18 protein-coding genes and 1 tRNA gene are annotated in these 19009 nt (G+C 71.3%); 6 read left to right on the top strand and 13 right to left on the bottom strand.

All coding sequences use genetic code 11. The features are described 5' to 3' along the window. Window positions 1-54 precede the first annotated feature (54 nt). From C4U44_RS31655 to C4U44_RS31680, 6 genes are all read right to left on the bottom strand, one after another. The gene (locus tag C4U44_RS31655; protein ID WP_103889505.1) at window positions 55-1398 is read right to left on the bottom strand and encodes a cytochrome P450; all 1344 of its coding nucleotides are present in this window, start codon (window positions 1396-1398) and stop codon (window positions 55-57) included. Then, on the bottom strand, window positions 1395-1997 hold the full coding sequence (locus tag C4U44_RS31660; RefSeq protein ID WP_103889506.1) for a GTP-binding protein: 603 nt from the start codon (window positions 1995-1997) through the stop codon (window positions 1395-1397). The genes C4U44_RS31655 and C4U44_RS31660 overlap by 4 nt, the downstream gene beginning before the upstream one ends. Further along, the gene (locus tag C4U44_RS31665) at window positions 1972-2343 is read right to left on the bottom strand and encodes a DUF742 domain-containing protein (RefSeq protein WP_103889507.1); all 372 of its coding nucleotides are present in this window, start codon (window positions 2341-2343) and stop codon (window positions 1972-1974) included. The genes C4U44_RS31660 and C4U44_RS31665 overlap by 26 nt, the downstream gene beginning before the upstream one ends. Then, window positions 2340-2741, bottom strand: coding sequence for a roadblock/LC7 domain-containing protein (locus C4U44_RS31670; protein ID WP_103889508.1), 402 nt, complete (start codon window positions 2739-2741; stop codon window positions 2340-2342). Before C4U44_RS31670 ends, C4U44_RS31665 begins: the two co-directional genes overlap by 4 nt. Beyond that, the gene (locus tag C4U44_RS31675) at window positions 2738-3886 is read right to left on the bottom strand and encodes an ATP-binding protein (RefSeq protein WP_103889509.1); all 1149 of its coding nucleotides are present in this window, start codon (window positions 3884-3886) and stop codon (window positions 2738-2740) included. Before C4U44_RS31675 ends, C4U44_RS31670 begins: the two co-directional genes overlap by 4 nt. A gap of 412 nt (window positions 3887-4298) precedes the next feature. Then, the gene (locus tag C4U44_RS31680) at window positions 4299-4997 is read right to left on the bottom strand and encodes a DUF4232 domain-containing protein (RefSeq protein WP_322973710.1); all 699 of its coding nucleotides are present in this window, start codon (window positions 4995-4997) and stop codon (window positions 4299-4301) included. 175 nt (window positions 4998-5172) lie between these two features. Between C4U44_RS31680 and C4U44_RS31685 the strand changes: the two genes are divergently transcribed. Beyond that, window positions 5173-6588 carry a transcriptional regulator gene (locus C4U44_RS31685; protein ID WP_103889510.1) on the top strand — a complete coding sequence of 472 codons (1416 nt, stop codon included), beginning with the start codon at window positions 5173-5175 and terminating at the stop codon, window positions 6586-6588. A 223-nt stretch (window positions 6589-6811) separates the two neighbouring features. Here the strand turns inward: C4U44_RS31685 and C4U44_RS31690 are convergent, their stop codons facing one another. Next, a complete protein-coding gene (locus C4U44_RS31690) occupies window positions 6812-7123 on the bottom strand; it encodes a putative quinol monooxygenase (protein WP_103889511.1) in 312 nt (103 codons plus the stop codon). A 594-nt stretch (window positions 7124-7717) separates the two neighbouring features. On the opposite strand from C4U44_RS31690, the gene C4U44_RS31700 reads away from it, so the two are divergent. Continuing rightward, window positions 7718-8881: a damage-control phosphatase ARMT1 family protein gene (locus C4U44_RS31700; RefSeq protein WP_235032493.1), complete on the top strand. Its 1164-nt coding sequence runs from the start codon at window positions 7718-7720 to the stop codon at window positions 8879-8881. Window positions 8882-8967: 86 nt separating this feature from the next. Here the strand turns inward: C4U44_RS31700 and C4U44_RS31705 are convergent. Beyond that, window positions 8968-9041, bottom strand: a tRNA-Thr gene (locus C4U44_RS31705). A gap of 215 nt (window positions 9042-9256) precedes the next feature. Here C4U44_RS31705 and C4U44_RS31710 point away from each other — a divergent pair. The 3 genes from C4U44_RS31710 to C4U44_RS31720 all read left to right on the top strand — a co-directional run bounded on the left by C4U44_RS31710 (window position 9257) and on the right by C4U44_RS31720 (window position 12047). Next, window positions 9257-10378 carry an ABC transporter ATP-binding protein gene (locus C4U44_RS31710; protein WP_103889513.1) on the top strand — a complete coding sequence of 374 codons (1122 nt, stop codon included), beginning with the start codon at window positions 9257-9259 and terminating at the stop codon, window positions 10376-10378. 324 nt (window positions 10379-10702) lie between these two features. Next, on the top strand, window positions 10703-11113 hold the full coding sequence (locus C4U44_RS31715; protein WP_103889514.1) for a hypothetical protein: 411 nt from the start codon (window positions 10703-10705) through the stop codon (window positions 11111-11113). Between the two features lie 94 nt (window positions 11114-11207). Further along, on the top strand, window positions 11208-12047 hold the full coding sequence (locus C4U44_RS31720) for a nucleotidyltransferase family protein (RefSeq protein WP_103889515.1): 840 nt from the start codon (window positions 11208-11210) through the stop codon (window positions 12045-12047). A 202-nt stretch (window positions 12048-12249) separates the two neighbouring features. On the opposite strand, the gene C4U44_RS31725 is transcribed toward C4U44_RS31720, so the two are convergent. After that, a complete protein-coding gene (locus tag C4U44_RS31725) occupies window positions 12250-13806 on the bottom strand; it encodes a DoxX family protein (RefSeq protein WP_407642922.1) in 1557 nt (518 codons plus the stop codon). A 332-nt stretch (window positions 13807-14138) separates the two neighbouring features. Between C4U44_RS31725 and C4U44_RS31730 the strand changes: the two genes are divergently transcribed. Next, window positions 14139-14963 (top strand): sulfotransferase family protein, encoded by an 825-nt coding sequence (locus C4U44_RS31730; RefSeq protein ID WP_103889517.1) that lies wholly within the window; start codon window positions 14139-14141, stop codon window positions 14961-14963. Between the two features lie 138 nt (window positions 14964-15101). On the opposite strand, the gene rlmB is transcribed toward C4U44_RS31730, so the two are convergent. The 4 genes from rlmB to ispD form a co-directional block, all read right to left on the bottom strand. Next, entirely contained in the window at window positions 15102-16058 is a 957-nt protein-coding gene (gene rlmB / locus C4U44_RS31735; protein ID WP_103889518.1) for a 23S rRNA (guanosine(2251)-2'-O)-methyltransferase RlmB, read from the bottom strand. 123 nt (window positions 16059-16181) lie between these two features. Further along, a complete protein-coding gene (cysS, locus tag C4U44_RS31740) occupies window positions 16182-17573 on the bottom strand; it encodes a cysteine--tRNA ligase (protein WP_103889519.1) in 1392 nt (463 codons plus the stop codon). A 99-nt stretch (window positions 17574-17672) separates the two neighbouring features. Then, the gene (gene ispF, locus C4U44_RS31745; RefSeq protein WP_103889520.1) at window positions 17673-18212 is read right to left on the bottom strand and encodes a 2-C-methyl-D-erythritol 2,4-cyclodiphosphate synthase; all 540 of its coding nucleotides are present in this window, start codon (window positions 18210-18212) and stop codon (window positions 17673-17675) included. Then, window positions 18202-18903 (bottom strand): 2-C-methyl-D-erythritol 4-phosphate cytidylyltransferase, encoded by a 702-nt coding sequence (gene ispD / locus C4U44_RS31750; protein WP_103889521.1) that lies wholly within the window; start codon window positions 18901-18903, stop codon window positions 18202-18204. The genes ispF and ispD overlap by 11 nt, the downstream gene beginning before the upstream one ends. Between the last annotated feature and the right edge of the window lie 106 nt (window positions 18904-19009).

Raw genomic sequence — 19009 nt, forward strand, 5'->3', positions numbered from 1 at the left:
CCGTCCCGGCGAATGATCATGTAAGGCCCAGGCATATGCACGTTGTTACCTGGGTCACACCTTCCACCAGGCCAGGAACGAACTCCACAAGCCGCCCTTTTCCGCCTTCCCCTGCGGTCGACCCTGGGTTCCGCTTGTCCCCGCTTGCCCCTTCTGGGCCGCAGTCGCGGGGTTTGGGGCCTGGCGTATCGGCTCGAACCGGGCCGGGAGCGCGGCCAGGGCGCGGTTGAAGGGTCCGGGGCGCCAGGTGAGGCTGTCCACGGGCACCGCGAGCTCGATGTCCGGCAGCTCGTTGAGCAGGTTCTCGATGGCCGCGACGGTGATCAGCTGCGCCGGGTCCTTCGCGGGGCAGCCGTGCGGGCCGGTGCTCCAGGCCAGGTGGGCGCGCTTGCTGAGCAGTTGGCGCGAGCCGGACAGCGCCGGGTCGGTGTTGGCCGCCGCGAAGCTGACCAGGACGAGTTCACCGGCGTTCAGGTGGCGCCCGGCGAACTCGGTGTCGGCCACCGGGTAGTGGGGCGCGTAGTTGGACATCGGCGGGTTGTTCCACAGGACTTCGTCGATGGCGTCCTCGACCAGCAGGCCGCCACCGGAGTAGCGGTCGTCGGAGAGAATGAGGCACAGCCCGTTGCCGATGAGATTCCGCAACGGCTCCGCGCCCGCGCCCAGCAGCAGGACGAGCTGGTGCGCCATTTCCTCGTCGTTGAGCTGTGCCGGGTGCTGCATGAGCCACGACGTGACATCGTCGCCCGGCTTTGACCGCCGGAGTGCGACGAGTTCGGCAACGCTCTGCGCGAGAACCGCGTTCGCCTTTTCGGCGTTGATTCCGTCGAAAATGCCGTTGATACCGAAGATGACCCGGTCGCCGATGTCTGCGGGGCAGCCGAAGAGTTCGCTGAAGACGAAAAGCGGCAGCAGCTTGGCGTAGTCGTTGAGCAGATCGACCGAACCGCGCGAGTTGAACTGCTCGATGAGGTAACGGGAAATGCGGTCGACATTCCGCTTCAGCTGGTGGCTGTCCACCCGGGCCATGGTGTCGGTCACCGCCTGACGCAGCCGCAGGTGGTCCGCGCCGTCGGTGAACATGCAGTTCGGACGGTAGGCGAGCAGCGGCACGACCGGGCTGTTCGGGCTGATCTTCCCCTCGTTGAACGCGCGCCAGCGGCGCGAGTCCTTCCTGAAGGTGTCCGGGTCCTGGAGGAGTTGCAGCGCCGCGGTGTAGTCCGTGACGAGCGTGGCCTCGACCCCGGGCGCCAACTCGACGGGCGCGGTGGGCCCGAAGTTGCGCATCCAGGCGTAGTACGAATCCGGGTCGGCCTGGAACTCGGCTCCGTGCAGGGGCACTCGACCATGGGCGGGGCAGCCCGGCGGAGGGGAGGGGAAGCCTGATTCGGTGCTCACGTCATGCTCCTAGCAGTACGCGTCTGCAGATACCGGACCAGGGCGATCAAAGCGTCGGCGGATGATTTCTGGTCGCGGGCGTCGCAGGTGACGATGGGGGTTTCGGGCAGGAGATCGAGGGCTTCGCGCAACTCGTCGTCGGAGCGGATCGCCGTGTCGTCGAAGTGGTTGACGGAGATCGCGTAGGGAAGCCCGTACTGCTCCACCAGGTCGATCACGGCAAAGGACTCCTTGAGCCGTTCCGGGTCGACCAGGATCAGCGCTCCGAGAGCACCCTTGGTCATGTCCTCCCACACCTGGACGAAGCGTTCCTGCCCGGGCGTTCCGAAGAGGTAGAGGACGAGTTTCTCGCTCAGCGTGATGCGGCCGAAGTCCATCGCCACGGTGGTCGTGGTCTTCCCCCGGACGCCCATGAGGTCGTCGACCTGGGCGCCCGCCTGCGTCATCCGCTCCTCGGTGCGCAGCGGCGGGATCTCGGACATGGTGCCGATGAACGTCGTCTTTCCGACCGCGAAGTGCCCCACGACCAGAATCTTGGCCGCGGTCTTCACGCCGCCGTCCAGGTAGACGGCATCAGCCGAACCGGGCGTGGAGCCCATCCAGCACCTCCTGCAGGAGCGATACGTCGGCGAGCTGGGCGCGAGGCACCGGCGGGCGCACGACCAGGTAGCCCTCCGACGAGAGGTCGGAGAGCACGACCTTGACGATGCCGATCGGCAGCTTCATGTGACCCGCGATCTCCGCGACCGACAGCATGCCCCCCGCGCACAGGTCGAGGACCCTGTGCTTCTCCGGGTCGAGGTGCGCGGGACGCGGCTGGTCGGACGCCGTGACCAGGGTGATCAGGTTGAACTGGCCGTCCTCCGGCAGTCCCCGTCCGTTGGTGATGACGTACGGACGCACTAATTCCGGGGACTCCACTATGGGTTCATCCGGTTCGTTCATACCTGGGTACTCGAGTTTTCACGAGGCGGAGCGGTCAGCACCTTGCCGAGCTGGCTGACCAGCTGCTGCATCCGGAAGGTGATGGCCGCCATGTCGACGTCGGGAGCGGAGGAGACCGCGAGGTAGGCGCCCGCACCGGCCGAGATGAGGAAGACCCAGCCGCCGTCGAACTCCACCAGCGTCTGGCGCCAGACCATCTCCGGGCTGCCGCAGAAGGCCCCCATCGTGCGGCTCAGCGACTGGATGCCGCTCATGGCCGCCGCGACGGTGTCGGCCTCGTCCTTTCTGACCCCCTGGGAACGGGCCATCAGCAGGCCGTCCGCCGAGATCAGGATCGCGTGACGTGCCCCGGGAACCTCCAGGGCGCTCTCAAGCATCCATGACAGGTCGTTGTTCACTGCGGATCGTGCCCTTCCCTGTTTGCGGAGCGCCCGGACTGCGTCCCGAGCTGGAAGGCGCCCATGATCGAGGCGGCTTCCTCATTCGACCGGGTGGGCGCCGCGGTGGGGGCGTCCGCGCGCGGCACGATGGAGATCGAGCCCTTCCGGCTCCGTCTCGGCAGTCCACCGGCGGTGGACGCGGGCGGGCCGTCCGCCGGCCCGGCGGTGCCGGACGCCGCAGGTGCCGCGGAAGCCCCCGACGCCGCGGGCGTACGGGGCATCGGCGGCTCTTTCGGCTCGGGCATGTTGGTCAGAAGCTCCTCGGGAAGAAGCACCACCGCGCGGACACCGCCGTAGGGAGACGAGGAGTCGACCGACACGTTGAAGCCGTAGCGCTGGGCGAGCACACCGATGACCGCGAAGCCGAACTGCGGCGGGTTGCCGAGTCCCGCCACGCCCTTCGGCCCCTGGGCCGAGAGCAGCTGGTCGGCGCGCGCCTTCTCCTCCTCGTTCATACCGACACCGGCATCGTCGATGATGATGCAGACACCCTTGGGCACGGTGCGGGTGGTGATGTCGATCGGGGTGTCGGGGGCCGAGTAGCTGGTCGCGTTGTCCAGCAGTTCGGCGAGCGCCAGGGCCACCGGCTCGACGGCACGGCCGGTGAGGGCGAAGTTGGTCTGGGAGCGGATCTCGACCCGGGTGTAGTGGCGGATCCGGCCCTTCGCGCTGCGGACCACGTCGTAGACCGACGCGGCCACCCGCTGCCGGCCCAGCCAGCCGTCGCAGAGCACGGCGATGGACTGGGCACGCCGCCCGAACTGCGAGTTCATGTGGTCGATCTCCAGGAGGTCCTGGAGGACGTGGTGCTCGCCGAACTTGTCCTGCGCCTTGGAGATCGCCAGCTGCTGCTCGTTGGCCAGGCCCTGGAGGGTCCGCATGGCCGACTTGAGCGCGCTCTTGGTGGCATCCTCCGCGCGGACCCGGGCCTCCTGCACCGACTCGGAGTAGCTGCCCTCGAGGTCGGTGTAGCGGCTCTCCAGCTCGGCCTTCTCCTTGCGCAGTCTGGCTCGCGCTTTTCTGTCGCGGAGTATGACGGTGGCAGCCAGCGGCACGCCGGCGACCAGAGCCCAGAGCGCGGGATCCTGTATGTAATGCGTCATGAGACTCTCTTCAAGCGACTAGACGACCACCAGGGACTGGAGGGGGGCTGCGTCTCTGCGTCCGGGACATGCTGGTGCGGGACAGTGCTGTACGGCACTCGCACGCCCCAGGGCGTCGCACGCGCCTTGCCGGCGACAGCTCAGACGCGTCGGCACTCACGAGGTCCATGCCCGACTGCGGCATGGTGCTCCTCGGAGTGGTGAATCCTCGACCCGATCGCCGTCTGTTCTGCACGCTTTGGCTAGCCTGGCAAGCGGGGCGATCGTACCACCAAGATCCGACACGCGGATGGCAAGTGTCCCTGGTACATGAAATTCTGACACTCCATCAGTACAATGCCCCCTCAATCCGCACGCCTCGGACGGATCATGGCGGAGTCCCCCATCGCGTCGCCGTCGCCCCGCCCTGACCTCACCAGGTCAGGGCCGCGTCCATCGACTGCTCCCAGTAGGTCGTCGTGAGGGTGTCGTCGATGTGGACGCCCTGCGCGGGCAGCGACGGGTGGTCCGCCGCGCCGGCGCTCCCGGTGCCCGTCGGACCGACGAGCCAGACCGTCAGGGTCCTGGCGGTCCGGCCGTTCGTGCCCCTCCCGTCGGCCGCGGACAGGATCACCGAGGCGTAACCCGACTGGCCGGGCCCCAGCGTGGTCACCGCCTGCGGGTGCGAGTCCTCGATCACCGGCGGCAGCGCCTGCGCACCAGTGAACCGCAGCGCCGGATACCCGTACAGGTAACAGGTCCTGCTGCCGGTGTTGGTGACCGTCAGCAGGAGGTGGTCCACCGGTCGACTCAGCGGAGCCGCGACCAACTTGGTGCCGGTGCTCTCGCAGGTGCCGGCCGCGACGTCGGAGTTCGGAGCCTTCGAAGATTGGGAGGAGGGGGCAGAGGAGGCCGGAGGAGCGGAGGAAACGGAGGGGGCCGCGGTGGAGGGTGCCGGCTTGGGACCGCCTGCCGTGGGCGACCCGAGGGTGGCGGTGTCGCTCGCGGTGCCCTCGTCCCGGACGCCGGTCCCGTCGTCGCATGCGGTCAGGCAGAGCGCGGCGAGAACCGTGGTCGCCGCGGCGCCCGCGAGACGGGTGGCGGACCAGCGAATCCTGAACATCCTGAACATGCGGCCGCGCCTCTTTCGCAGTTGTGGGGCGGGTGGTGCTTGGATGTGAGGAGCTTGTGGGGTGGCATGTCCCAACCGCCACGTATGGCAGGCAGTTGGGGACGCTGGAACACCGAGACCCGCTCTGATCAGGCGGAATCCAGTACCCCTGGAATGGGCGCGCGGGACGCTGCGGATGGAGGAGCAGGTGGCAGGGGCAAGGGAGACCGAGGAGTTCGCGAGGTTGCTCAGCGAACTCAAGAACCGCTCGGGGCTGAGCTACGGGGCGCTGGCGAAGCGGCTGCACATGAGCACGTCGACGCTGCACCGCTACTGCAACGGCACGGCGCTCCCGAGCGAGTACGCGCCGGTGGAGCGCCTCGCGCGGGTGTGCCGGGCGACGCCGCAGGAGCTCGTGGAGTTGCACCGGGGCTATGTCCTGGCGGATGCGGCGCGCAGATTCAGGGGGGAGGGCGCGGCGGCGGCGCGGGACGAGGACACGGGTCCGAGCAGCGAGGGTCCGGGTGAGGCGGCCGAAGGCCCGACCGCCTCACCCGCCGTACCCGCCAACGGATTTGCCGCGGCGACCCCCACCGGGCCCGGCGCACCGGGCGACTTCGCGCAGGCGGGCGGGGACGGGCAGGGGCAGGGAGACGGTGGTACGGACGAGCCGCTGGTCGTCCGCGTGGACGAGGAGCCGCCGAGGCCGCGCCGACGCCGTACCGCGCTGATCGCCTCCGCCGGGATGGCCGCCGTCCTCATAGCCGCGCTGCTCACCGTGCATCCGCCGTGGGGCGGCGGCGGGGACGACACGAAGGACCGGCAGGCGCTCGGCCCCGCCGCGAGCACCGGCGCCGCCGACTCCGAGGGGCGGTCCGCCACCCCGTCCACGAGCGGGCCGAGCCGCACTCCGTCCACCTCCCCGTCCACCTCGAAATCCGCCACCGCCGGAACCGGCGCCTCGCACGACCCCGGGACGACCGCGGGAGCCTGGCCCACCGGCGCCGGCAACGCCGTCCCCCTCACCGTCCACACCCGCCCCTACGCCTACGAGGACCCGTGCAGCCAGCACTTCCTCGTCAACAACCCACCCGCGCGGGTCGGGCCGCCCGCGAGCGAGGACGAGGCGACGCACTGGGCCGCCGTCTACGGCGCGGTCTCCTCGGGCGAGCAGGACGTGGCCCTCACCATCCAGGGCACCGGCTCGGACACCGTGGTCCTGGAGGCGCTGCACGTCAGCGTCGAGTCCAAGGACGCGCCGCTGGCGTGGAACGACTACTCGATGGGCGTCGGCTGCGGCGGCGGGGTGGGGACCAAGTCCTTCGACGTCGACCTGGACAAGGGCAGCCCCACGGCCGTCGCCAAGAACGGCCAGCGCGACTTCCCGTACAAGGTCAGCGAGTCCGACCCGGAGGTCTTCTACGTCATCGCCCACACCGCGGCGCACGACGTCCGCTGGCAGCTCTCCCTCGACTGGACCAGCGGCGACCGCCACGGCACCGTCCTCATCAACGACGAGGGCACCACGTTCCGTACCAGCGCGGACGTCGACCGCCCCGGCTACGACTACCCGATCGGCAACACCGACTGGATTCCCCGCGAGGGGGGCTGAGGTCTTCCGCCGGTTCCGGTCTCCCGCCGATCCCGGTCTTCCGCCGGTTCCGCGAACGGCCCGTTCCCGCACGGGAGTCGGGCCGGGTCCCCGCCGAGGGTGTCACGGTCCCGGCGGGGACGACGGGGTCGGGCGTCAGTCCTCGACGACCTGGTAGAGGGTCGTCCAGAAGCCGTGCATGACAAGGAGGCGTGGTAGTCGTCAGCCGTGCGGGCGAGGGCGGTCAGGCCGCGTCGGTCAGGCCGTGCACGTGGACGGCGTTCCCGTAGCAGCCCTCGGGTTGCCCGGCGAGTAGCGCGGGCACCCGGGAGGTCACGGCCACGACCGGCTCGGAGCGGGTCGTCGCATCGTGCGCGTCCTTGCCGCTCCACAGCTGGGTGAGCCAGACCGTGTCCGGTTCGTCCATAGCCGTGTTGACGGTGTAGCCGAGCAGTCCCCCGCCCGCGACGCACACCCGGAATCCCTCGAGGAGCACGGCGACCAGTTCCTCACCCCGACCCGGCAGCGCGGTCATCCGTCCGTACACGCTGAACATGTTCTTCCCCCCGTACCCGCGGCCACTTTCGGCCCGGTCCCTGCGCCTGCGGACCCCGTCCACCCGCCCAGCGACGGATGCCCGATGGAGCCGAGGCCACGCCCCGCCCCCACCGGGCAGCAACTTACGCGACACCCCCGACGTCCGTCACGCGATCGGGCCCGCTCAGGCGTACGGCAGCAACGTCGCCGTCCCCAGGTCGAATCCGAACGGCTCGGGGATGTTCAGGCTCTCCCCGAAGTCGGCGTCCTCACGGCGGTGGTACTTCCCCCCCGTCGGGGCGGCTGAAGAGCGACTGGCGCCTGACCACCAGCAGGTTGCGCTGGTGGATGCCGGAGGCGCCGACCGTCATCACGATGATGTCGCCGGAGAGCTCGACCTTGAACCCGTCCGGCAGGCTCCTGCGGGCCTCTTCGAGGAGTGCGAAGTCCTGCGGATCGATGGTGCGGCGCCTCCCGCGCGAGCCGACGCGCTCCCCATGTTGAGACGCCCCTCCGCCTCGACACGCCGGACGCGTTGCCGACCCCGGCCGCGCTGGTATAGCTCCTCTCGCCAGGCACCGCGCGACCGAAGAGGAGAGGGATGAGCCCGAACATGCCCACCGCACCCACGATCCTGAGCGATGTCCCCGGCTCCTTCGCCTGGGGCGTCTTCCACGAGCGGCACCCGAAGCTCGTCCGGCAGGTGCTCGACGCGCTGCCGTACGGGCCGGCCGAGCGGGCGGCGGTCGAGGAACTCCTCGTCGAGAGCACCGGCGGTGTGCTGCAGCCGCTCGGCACGAGCGCCCACGACCACCGGCAGTGGCGGGAGTGGGGCGCGGACCTGTTCGGGAAGCCGTGGGACGAGGCGCCGTTCCTGTGGGCCGAGAGCTACTTCTACCGCCGGCTACTCGAAGCCACCGGCTACTTCCGGCCCGGGGCCTGGCACGGCATCGACCCCTTCGCACCGTTCAAGAACGCCGAACTGGCCGGCCCCGCGGTCGTAGACGAGCTGGCGGCCCTCGACGACCTGCCGTCCCTGCCGGCCAAGAAGCGGTCCGACGTGCTGCTCGCCTCGGCGCTGTGGGGCAACCGCGCGGACCTCGCCCTCCGGCTCACCGGCCCGGCCGGGGACGCCCGCCCCGCCCTGCTCGCGGACGACAGCCCGCTCCTGTGGTCCACGCTCGCCGCGTCCGGTAGTCCGCGGGTCTGTCTCCTCGCGGACAACGCCGGGCGCGAGCTGCTCCCCGACCTCGTCCTGATCGACCACCTCCTCACAGCCGGACAGGCCACCGAGGTCGCCCTGTACGTCAAACCCGCCCCCTACTACGTGTCGGACGCGACCACCGCCGACGTCCTGGCGACGCTCGACCGCCTCCGCGCCGAAGCGGGCCGGGAGGCGGGACGGATCGGTGGCAGGCTCTGGCAGGCGATGAACGACGGCACCCTCGCGATCCGCACCCATCCGTTCCTCTGCGCGCCGCTGCCCTTCTCCGACCTGCCCGCCGACCTCCGGGCCGAGCTCTCCGGCGCGGCCATGACGATCGTCAAGGGCGACCTCAACTACCGCCGTCTCGTCGGCGACCGCCTCTGGGCGCCCACCTCACCCTTCGCGGAGCGGGTCGGCCACTTCCCGTCCCCCGTGGCGGCCCTGCGCACGTTGAAGTCGGACGTCATCGTCGGCCTCGACGAACCGGTGGTCGCCGGGCTGGACGCGACGGAGGAGGAATGGCGCACCAGCGGCACGTACGGTCTCATTCAGGTCCGCACCGGGGCGTAGCACCGGTTTCGGGACCTCTGCGCTCCATCGACCCCAGAGGATGCGGAAAGGCCAGGTCACGGACTGTGTGACCTGGCCTTGTCGGGAGCCCCCTGTCGGGTTCGAACCGACGACCTACGCTTTACAAGAGCGTCGCTCTGGCCAACTGAGCTAAGGAGGCGTGAGGGTCAGTGTACCGGCGGGGGTGAGCGGGGTGTGCGGAAAATCTTGCCCCTGGGCCTGGTGACAAGGGGGGAATCGGCAGGTAGCGTCACGGAGAACCCGCTGTCGAGGCGGGCTGCTCGGTTTCGCGGAACACCTCCGGAGCTGCTCCGGAAGCTTCCTTTACTCGGATCGTCCGGCACGTTCCTGCCGGTGAAGGGACTGTATACAGTCATGGCAACTGTCACGTTCGACAAGGCGACCCGGATCTACCCGGGCGGCGACAAGCCCGCGGTCGACGGGCTCGACATCGAGGTCGGGGACGGCGAGTTCCTGGTGCTGGTCGGCCCGTCCGGCTGCGGCAAGTCGACCTCGCTCCGCATGCTCGCGGGGCTGGAGGACGTCAACGCCGGCGCCATCCGCATCGGTGAGCGCGACGTCACGCACCTGCCGCCGAAGGACCGGGACATCGCGATGGTGTTCCAGAACTACGCGCTCTACCCGCACATGACCGTCGCGGACAACATGGGCTTCGCCCTGAAGATCGCCGGCGTCAACAAGGCCGACATCCGCAAGCGCGTCGAAGAGGCCGCGAAGATCCTCGACCTCACCGACTACCTCGCGCGCAAGCCGAAGGCCCTCTCCGGTGGCCAGCGGCAGCGTGTCGCGATGGGCCGCGCGATCGTCCGTGAGCCGCAGGTCTTCCTCATGGACGAGCCGCTGTCGAACCTCGACGCGAAGCTGCGCGTGCAGACCCGTACCCAGATCGCCAGCCTGCAGCGCCGGCTGGGCGTCACCACCGTCTACGTCACCCACGACCAGGTCGAGGCCATGACGATGGGCGACCGCGTGGCGGTGCTCAAGGACGGTCTGCTGCAGCAGGTCGACAGCCCCCGCAACATGTACGACCGTCCGGCCAACCTCTTCGTCGCGGGCTTCATCGGCTCCCCGGCGATGAACCTGGTCGAGGTGCCGATCACCGACGGCGGCGTGAAGTTCGGCAACAGCGTGGTGAACGTGGCGCGCGACGCGGTGCAGGCCGCGGCTGACAAGGGTGACAAGACGGTCACCGTCGGCGTCCGCCCCGAGCACTTCGACATCACCTCCGGCAGCGGCGCGAGCGGCCTGTCGAAGGAGGGCCCCGAGGGCCTGGCCGTGACCGTCAACGTCGTCGAGGAACTCGGCGCCGACGGCTACGTGTACGGCTCCGCCGAGGTCAACGGCGAGCACAAGGACCTGGTGCTCCGGGTCGGCGGCCGCGAGATCCCGGAGAAGGGCGCCGTGCTGCACGTCGTGCCGCGTTCGGGCGAGACCCACGTGTTCGCCACCTCCACCGGCGAGCGCCTCAGCGACTGACGGCGCGCGCACGGCACCACCGAGCGGTAGGCCGGCGGGCCGGTACGTCCACCACGGACGTACCGGCCCGCCGTCGTATGCGGCCCGCGCGGCAAGGCGCCCGCCGACGTACGACACGACGCCCGCCGCCGCACCCGGGACCACGGCGACGACGCCCACGTGCCACCACCCCCGCGAGGCCCCCGCCAACACCCCCACAAAAATCCGCAAATCCGGCCTTTCGGGTGGGTTCGTCAACACGGTGACTGCGGCTGCCCCGTTTCACCTCGCTCGTCAGAGTGACTAAATGTCGCCAAATCATCACCAGTCGCTACGATCCGATGCGTGAACCAGGTAGCTCGCCGTCTCGGCAAGACATTCGCGCTCGTTCTTCCGGTCGTCCTCGTGCTCTCGGGGACGCTCGCCGTCACCCGCGTTCCGTGGGCAGCCTCGTCCTCGGACGGATCGGTGCTCACGGCGGCGTCGACGAAGAAGCAGGCGTCCCTCGCGCCCCAGGAAGCGCTGCGCCAGAAGCTGCTGGCCGAACTCCAGGAGAAGGACCCGGGCGTCGCCCTGACCGACCTCCAGGTGGCCATGGCCAAGCAGCCCTCCCTCGCCCGTTACTGCGCCTCCATCGCCCGCTCGCTGGGCCGCGCGGCCGTCGCCAAGTACGACGGCGCCGCCCACCGCGCGCAGGCATGGTCCCGGCCGGTGTGCGACACCGCGTTCGCGACGGGTGTGGCATCCGTCGGCTGAAGGGACGAGCGGGCGCACTCAGCGCCCGGACGCGCACCGGCGTACGGCCCGCACCGCACGGGCCGTACGCCCCTCGTCGCATAGGGTGCGCTGCATGACGCGCGCCGACCGACGACCCCAGCACGACACCGCCTCGCCCGCCTCCGCCCCGCCCGCCTCGCCCGCCTCCTCGCGTGCGGCGGCCCCGCGCCCCGTCGCCCAGGACGCGAGCGGCGGGGCGCCCACCCCGGTCACCCAGGCGGTCCTCCTCGCCGGCGGCCAGGGTTCGCGGCTGCGGCCGTACACCGACGACCGGCCCAAGCCGATGGTGGAGATCCCCGGCACCGGCACGCCGATCATCGGCCACCAACTGGCCTGGCTGGCCGCCGAAGGCGTCACCGACGCGGTGATCTCCTGCGGCCATCTCGCCGAAGTGCTCCAGGAGTGGCTGGACGTGACGCCGCTCCCTCTCAGCGTCACCGCCGTCATCGAGCACGAACCGCTGGGCCGCGGCGGCGGCCTGAAGTTCGCGGCCGGCTCGCTGCCCCGCCCCGACGAGCCCTGGTACGCCACCAACGGCGACATCTGGACCCGCTTCCCGCTGCGCGAGATGGCCGAGTTCCACCACGAGCGCGACGCCGTCGCGACGCTCGCGCTGGCCCGCCCGCGCATCCCCTGGGGCGCCGTGGAGACCAACGAGTTCGGGCAGGTACTGGACTTCATCGAGTCGCCGCCCTCGCCGTACCTCATCAACGCCGGCGTGTACGTCTTCGCCCCCGAGTTCACCGCGATGCTGCCCGACCTCGGCGACCACGAGCGGACCACCTTCCCGCGGCTGGCCCGCGAACGCCGGCTCGCCGGGTTCCCGATCCCGCACGGCGCGTACTGGCGGGCCATCGACACGGCGAAGGACCTCAACGAGGCGGCCAAGGAACTGGGCGCGCAGGAGAAGTAGCGGGCACCCGACCGCGCGACGGCCGAACCCACGGCACCCAAGTCCCGCGCCGGCCCATCCCGCTCAGCCCGACTCCGCGCCGCCGCCTCGCCCCGCTGCCCAACTCCGTTGCCCGGCCCACCCATGCGCATCAACGCGACGGGGCGCCCCCTCCAAAGGGGGCGCCCCGTCGAACAGTCGGGCCGGGCAGGCCGTCAGGCGGTCAGGCCGTGTTCTGTGGGCCCGCCGAAGGCCCCTCGTGGTTCGCCAGGCCCAACAGCGGCCCGCTGCCCAGCAGTCCGCCGATCGCCCCCTGCGAGGGCTTCGTGGCCGGCGGCGCGGACGGCGGCGGGGCCTGGGTCTCGGCGGGCGGCGGCGCCTGCGTCACCGGGGAGCCCCCACTGCTGCCGCCGGAGGAACCCTCGGACTCGGACCCGGTGGAGCCGCCGCCGGTGCCGATGGTGGTGTGGGTGCTGTGCGGCGTGCTGCCGCCGCCGCTCGGAGTCTGCGAAGCACTGGGCGTGGAGCCGGACTTCGCGCCCTTGGTGCCGTTCTTCCCGCTGCCGGCGGAAGCCGCCGAACGCGTCGGGTCGGCGGTGGCACCCGTGGTCGCGCCGGAGCTGTCGCCGCCGGAGACCTCGGGCAGCGGGGACCCGGGCAGGTTGTTCACGGGCGTGCCGCCGGGCCCCGCGTGGCCGTGCTCGGTGGTGCTGGCGCGGACCGCGGCGCCGAGCACCGAACCGACCAGCAGCGTCAGGCCGATGGTGACCGTGGCGAGGACCGCGCCTCTGCGCAGCACGCGGCGGCGCAGGTCCCACAGGGTGACGCGGGGGCCGAGCCGCCGCCAGGCGTCGCCCGCGAGGTGGCCGTCGATCGAGTACACCGGAGCACCGGCGATCACCAGCGGGCTCCAGGCGGCGAGGTAGATGAAGTCGGGGGCGTCGTACACCGGGACGGTCCGCCAGCTCACGGTGACCAGCAGGGCGATCGACAGGATGGCGCCGAAGAACGCGGCGACCCGCTGCCACAGTCCGAACACGGTGAGCACGCCCACCACGACCTGGAGGAAGGCGATGGACAGGCCCGCGCCCACCGGGTGGTTGAGCGCCGCGTCGCGCAACGGCTCCGCCGCGGCCCACGGGTGCAGCGACGAGAGCCACTTGACCATCGAGCCGCGGCTGCCGCCGTCGAAGTAGACCCGGTCGCACAGCTTGCCCATGCCCGCGTAGATCGACACGAAGCCGAGGAAGACCCGCAGCGGCAGCAGCACGATGCCGAGGTTCATCCGGCGGTGCGGGTAGTAGGCGTGCTTGACGGAGTCGCGGCGCCCGCGCGGGCGGTGCGCGCCGTCACGCCCGTCGCCGTCCCGGTCACCGGCATCGGGCCCGTTCCCGTAGCCGTCGTCGTACCCGTCGTCCTCGTCGTCGCTGTAACCGCGACCGCTGGTGCCGATCAACGGGGTGTCGTACGGCGCCCGCTGGCCGACCACCGTGGGGACGGCGGGTGGCAGAACGGACGTCTCGTCGATCCGCGGCAGTACCTGCGTCGCGGCACCCGCACTCCCCGAAACGGCGGCCGCGGCGTCGACCTGCCTGCGCACCGCCTGCGTCAACTCGGGCGAGGTGTGGCCCGACCACACCACCGGCCGGCCGCGCCGGACGGCCGGCATCCGTACCGTCTCATCGACGCCGAGGGCGCGGGAGGAGGCCGGGCCGAGCTGCACGCGGAAGCTCGCGTGGTTGACGATGACCTGGGCGGGATCGCTCGGCACCCGTGCCATGGTCAGCACGCGCTCGTCGAACCCGGGTGCTCCTCCCCCCGTCGAAGTGCGGGGTGTTCTGGTGTCCACGCTCATCTAACCGAGTGACGGACGTTTAGGACACTGCCTGACGGTCCCCCGTCAGGACGCTGGGTGTCCGAGCGGTCACGCAGGCGGCGCCGGCGGGAACGCCGACCCCGGACGGGAAAACGACCCGCCGCGTTCCCTCCTTCACAGGATTCCGGCGAATCTCACGGAAATCTCATCCGTCTACCATGGCGTCACCAAGACGACACCAAGAAAGGCCCACCAGGATGCGGTGGCAAGCCAAGTCCCGGTCCAGGAGCGGTGCGATGATCCTGCACGACCCCCGAGTACGCCGGCTCGCCCGGCGTGTCCGCCTCAAGGCCCGGCGGGTGATCACCGCGCCACCGCCGGTCCTCGGCCCCGAGGCCACCCGCCTGGTGCAGGACCCGGTGTTCGTCATCTCCTCGATCCGCTCGGGCTCCACGCTGCTGCGGGTGCTGCTCAACACCCACCCCGACATCCGCGCCCCGCACGAGATGCACCTGCGCACGCTCAAGCTCAGCTACGGCGAGTCCTACACCGAGCGGGCGATGGAGCTGCTCGACCTGGACCACCGGGAGTTGGAGCATCTGCTGTGGGACCGGGTGCTCCACCGCGAGCTGGTGCGCAGCGAGAAGAAGGTGATCGTCGACAAGACCCCGGGCAACGCCGACCAGTGGCAGCGGCTGCACGAGGCGTGGCCCCGGGGCCGGTTCATCTTCCTGCTGCGCCACCCCGCCTCGGTGGTCGCCTCCCAGATGGACTCCCGCCCCGACAAGGGCATGGACTGGACGGTGCGCCACATCCGGCGCTACGTCGAGCAGGTCGACGCCGCCCGCAGCACGCTCGACGGCCTCACCGTGCGCTACGAGGACCTGACCGCCGACCCCGAGGCGGAGTGTCGCCGGCTCTGCGCCTTCCTGGGCGTCGAGTTCACCCCGAAAATGCTGCGGTACGGGCGCCAGGACCACGGCCCGTTCCAGGTCCGGATGGGCGACTGGAGCGACAAGATCAAGTCCGGCAAGGTCCAGGTGGCACGCGCGATGCCGAGCCCCGAGGAGGTCCCGGAGCCGCTGCGCGCGATCACCCGGAAGTGGGAGTACCCCTGTTAGGGGTGTCCGCAACGTCCCGCAGGCGGCGGGCCGGCCCTCGCGGCCGGCCCCGCCCCGCGCTCACCCGAAACCCGCGCTCAGCCCGTGCTCACCCGAAGCCCGTGCTCACCCGAAGCCGTGCTCGAACGCCGAACCCGCTCAGGCGCGGCGGCGCGACGCCTCGTACAGCACCACGCCCGCCGCGACGCCCGCGTTGAGCGACTCCGCGCCGCCCGGCATGGGAATCCGCACCCGCACGTCGCAGGTCTCGCCGACCAGCCGGGACAGGCCCTTGCCCTCGCTGCCGGCCACCACGACCACCGGGCCGCCCAGCAGTTCCAGCTCGTGGAGCTCCATCTCCCCATCGGCGGCCAGCCCGACGACCGTCAGCCCGGCCTTCTGGTAGGCCTCCAGCGTGCGGGTGAGGTTCGTCGCGCGGGCCACCGGGACCCGGGCGGCGGTGCCCGCGGAGGTCTTCCACGCGCCCGCGGTCATGCCCGCCGCGCGCCGCTCGGGCACCACAACGCCGTGCCCGCCGAAGGCGGCGACCGAGCGCACCACGGCGCCCAGGTTGCGCGGGTCGGTGACGCCGTCGAGCGCCACGATCAGCGGGTCCTCCCCGCGCTCGGCCGCGGCGGCGGCCAGGTCGTCGGGGTGGGCGTACTCGTAGGGCGGGATCTGGAGCACCAGGCCCTGGTGGTTCAGGCCCGCGGTGATCCGGTCGAGTTCCGGCCGGGGCGCCTCCAGCAGCGGCACGCCGCGGTCGGTGGCGAGCTTCACCGCCTCGCGCACCCGGTCGTCGTTCTCGATGTACTGCTGGATGTAGACGGCCGTGGCGGGGATGTCGGCGCGCAGCGCCTCGACCACCGGATTGCGGCCGACCACCATCTCCGCGGTCGACTTGGCCCCGCGGCCCGAGGGACGGCGGGACTGCCCCGACACGGCCCGGCGGGCCTGGGCGCCGGCGACCCGGTTCTTCTTGTGGCCCTTGCGCGCCTCGGCCGGCGGCGTCGGGCCCTTGCCCTCAAGGCCCTTGCGGCGCTGGCCGCCGCTGCCGACCGTGGCGCCCTTCTTGTTGGACGTACGGCGGTTCTTGCGCTGGCTGTTGCCGGCCATGGGGCACTCTCACTTCTTCGGTCAAACGCTGCAAAGATCTTTGGGCCCCCGTGGGCCGGTCCCCCGGAGCCGCCGCGTGTGCGGCCGCCTCGGGAGCCCGGCTTCGGCAGCCGGTCCGGAGGGTCAGCCCCTGAGGGTCCAGCGGGAGCCGGTCGGGGTGTCCTCGATCTCCAGACCGGACTGGACGAGCTGGTCGCGGATCGCGTCGGCGGTCGCGTAGTCCTTGCGGGACCGCGCGGACTGCCGCTGCTCCAGCACCAGCCGGACCAGCGAGTCGACGACGCCGTGCAGGTCGTCGCCGCCCTCGGAGGCGCTCCAGTGCGGATCGAGGGGGTCGAGGCCCAGTACTCCGAGCATCGCACGGACCTCGGCCAGCCGCGCGACCGCCATCTCCTTGTCGTCGGCGGTCAGCGCGCTGTTGCCCTGCCGGACCGTGGTGTGCACGACGGCCAGCGCCTGCGGGACGCCCATGTCGTCGTCCATCGCCTCGGCGAAGGCCGGCGGCACCTCGGCGGCCGGCTCGACCGGACCGGCCATCTCCACGACCCGCTGCGCGAAGCCCTCGATCCGCGCGAAACCCGACTCGGCCTCGCGCAGGGCCTCCTCGCTGTACTCGATCATCGACCGGTAGTGCGGGGTGCCGAGGTAGTAGCGCAGCACGATCGGCCGCCAGCGCCGGACCATCTCCGAGACCAGCACCGAGTTGCCGAGCGACTTGGCCATCTTCTCGCCGGCGATAGTGACCCACGCGTTGTGCACCCAGTAGCGGGCGAACTCGTCGCCGTACGCCTTGGCCTGGGCGATCTCGTTCTCATGGTGCGGGAAGATCAGGTCGATGCCGCCGCCGTGGATGTCGAAGACGGTGCCCAGGTACTTGTGGGCCATCGCCGAGCACTCCAGGTGCCAGCCGGGCCGGCCGCGGCCCCACGGGGTCTCCCAGGACGGCTCGCCGGGCTTGGCTGCCTTCCACATCGCGAAGTCGCGCGGGTCGCGCTTGCCGGTCTCGCCCTCGCCCTCCGGCTGCCGCAGGTTGTCCAACTCCTGGTTGGACAGCTCCAGATAGTCGGGGAACGAGCGCACGTCGAAGTAGACGTTCCCGTCGGCCTCGTAGGCGTGGCCGCGCTCGATCAGGCCGCGCATCATCTCGATCATCTCGGGCACGTGGCCGGTGGCCCGCGGTTCGTACGACGGCGGGAGGCAGCCCAGCACGTCGTAGCCGTGGGTGAAGGCGCGCTCGTTCTCGTACCCGATCGACCACCACGGGCGGTCCTGCTCGGCCGCCTTCTTGATGATCTTGTCGTCGATGTCCGTCACATTGCGCACGAAGGTCACGTCGTAGCCGCGGTAGCGGAACCAGCGCCGCATGATGTCGAAGTTCAGGCCGGACCTGATGTGGCCGATGTGCGGAGCCGCCTGCACGGTGGCGCCACACAGGTAGATCGAGACACAGCCCGGCGTGAGCGGGACGAAATCACGAACCTGGCGCGCGTTGGTGTCGTACAGGCGAATAGTCACGCCACCAGGGTAGTGGGCGCGGGGCCGTGCAACGGTCCGTCCGGACTTTCCCGTACCGCGCGGTTACCGGCCCCCGCGGACCGCGGGGGCCGGTGACCGTCAGGACGCGTCGGGGCCGCCGGACCGCACGACCAGCGCCGTGGCGATCGCCGCGAGCCCCTCGCCGCGCCCGGTGAAGCCGAGCCCATCCGTGGTGGCGGCGCTGACCGCGACCGGCGCCCCGACGGCGGCGCCCAGCACTCGCTGCGCCTCTTCGCGCCGCTTCCCGATCTTGGGTCGCTGCCCGACCACCTGGATGGCCACGTTCCCGATCACGAAGCCCGCGGCGCGGACGATCCGGGCGGCCTCCGCCAGCAGCGTCAGCCCGGACGCGCCGGCCCACTCGGGCCGCCCGGTGCCGAAGTGCGCGCCGAGGTCGCCGAGGCCGGCCGCGGAGAACAGCGCGTTGCAGGCGGCGTGCGCGACGACGTCCGCGTCGGAGTGCCCGGCCAGGCCGGTTCCCTCGCCCTCCCACTTCAGGCCCGCGCACCACAGCTCGCGGCCCTCCTCGAAGGCGTGGATGTCGGTACCGATGCCGACCTGCGGCAGCGCCGGCAGGCCCGCCGGGTACGACTCGGCGGGGTGCGCGTCAGTGGCCATGGGCCCTCCTGCGGGCGAGTACGGCCTCGGCCAGCACGAGGTCCAGCGGGCGGGTCACCTTGAACGCCTCCTCATGGCCGGGCACCACCCGGACCGTCACGCCGAGCCGCTCGACCATGCTCGCGTCGTCGGTGACGTCCTCGGAGACGGTGGCATGCGCCTTGGCCAGCAGCGCCCGATCGAAGCCCTGCGGGGTCTGCACGGCGCGCAGCAGGGAGCGCTGCGGGGTGCCGGTCACCGCTCCGGTGTCGGGGTCGACGCTCTTGACGGTGTCGGCCAGGGGAAGGCCGGGGACGACGGCGGGCACGCCGGAGCGCACCGCCTCGACGACGCCCTCGACGGTCTCGACGGGGACCAGCGGGCGGGCCGCGTCGTGGACGAGGACCACGTCGACGTCGTCGGGCAGGGCCGCCAGGCCCAGCCGTACCGAGTCCTGCCGGGAATCGCCGCCCGGCACCACGGTGACGGCGGTGGACTCGGGCAGTTCGTGGGCGTCGAGCAGCGCCCTGACCTCGGCGGCTCCCTCGGGCGGGGCGACCACGACGATGACCTGCACGGCCCGGGCCGCGGCCATCGCGCGCACCGCGTGGACGAGGATCGGCACCCCGCCCAGGGTGCGCAGCGCCTTGGGCGCGCCGGGGCCGAGCCGGACACCACGTCCGGCGGCGGGAATGACAGCGGCGGTACGCAGGTTTGTGTCCTTGTGTCAGATGGGTATCGCACTCAGAGTGCCTGGCGCGGTGTTCCTCCGGATCCCTTCCGTGACCTCCGGAGGAGCCCCGCTCGTACGGCACGCG

Origin of the sequence: Actinacidiphila yanglinensis (assembly GCF_900107965.1) — a bacterium.
GTDB lineage: Bacteria > Actinomycetota > Actinomycetes > Streptomycetales > Streptomycetaceae > Actinacidiphila > Actinacidiphila yanglinensis.

Coding starts and splice junctions, on each gene's coding strand:
- C4U44_RS31660 (WP_103889506.1), bottom strand. CDS start 1,997: ATGGGCTCCACGCCCGGTTCGGCTGATGCCGTCTACCTGGACGGCGGC.
- C4U44_RS31665 (WP_103889507.1), bottom strand. CDS start 2,343: ATGAACGAACCGGATGAACCCATAGTGGAGTCCCCGGAATTAGTGCGT.
- C4U44_RS31675 (WP_103889509.1), bottom strand. CDS start 3,886: ATGACGCATTACATACAGGATCCCGCGCTCTGGGCTCTGGTCGCCGGC.
- C4U44_RS31680 (WP_322973710.1), bottom strand. CDS start 4,997: ATGTTCAGGATGTTCAGGATTCGCTGGTCCGCCACCCGTCTCGCGGGC.
- C4U44_RS31685 (WP_103889510.1), top strand. CDS start 5,173: ATGGAGGAGCAGGTGGCAGGGGCAAGGGAGACCGAGGAGTTCGCGAGG.
- C4U44_RS31690 (WP_103889511.1), bottom strand. CDS start 7,123: ATGTTCAGCGTGTACGGACGGATGACCGCGCTGCCGGGTCGGGGTGAG.
- C4U44_RS31700 (WP_235032493.1), top strand. CDS start 7,718: ATGCCCACCGCACCCACGATCCTGAGCGATGTCCCCGGCTCCTTCGCC.
- C4U44_RS31710 (WP_103889513.1), top strand. CDS start 9,257: ATGGCAACTGTCACGTTCGACAAGGCGACCCGGATCTACCCGGGCGGC.
- C4U44_RS31720 (WP_103889515.1), top strand. CDS start 11,208: ATGACGCGCGCCGACCGACGACCCCAGCACGACACCGCCTCGCCCGCC.
- C4U44_RS31725 (WP_407642922.1), bottom strand. CDS start 13,806: ATGGCACGGGTGCCGAGCGATCCCGCCCAGGTCATCGTCAACCACGCG.
- C4U44_RS31730 (WP_103889517.1), top strand. CDS start 14,139: ATGATCCTGCACGACCCCCGAGTACGCCGGCTCGCCCGGCGTGTCCGC.
- rlmB (WP_103889518.1), bottom strand. CDS start 16,058: ATGGCCGGCAACAGCCAGCGCAAGAACCGCCGTACGTCCAACAAGAAG.
- ispF (WP_103889520.1), bottom strand. CDS start 18,212: ATGGCCACTGACGCGCACCCCGCCGAGTCGTACCCGGCGGGCCTGCCG.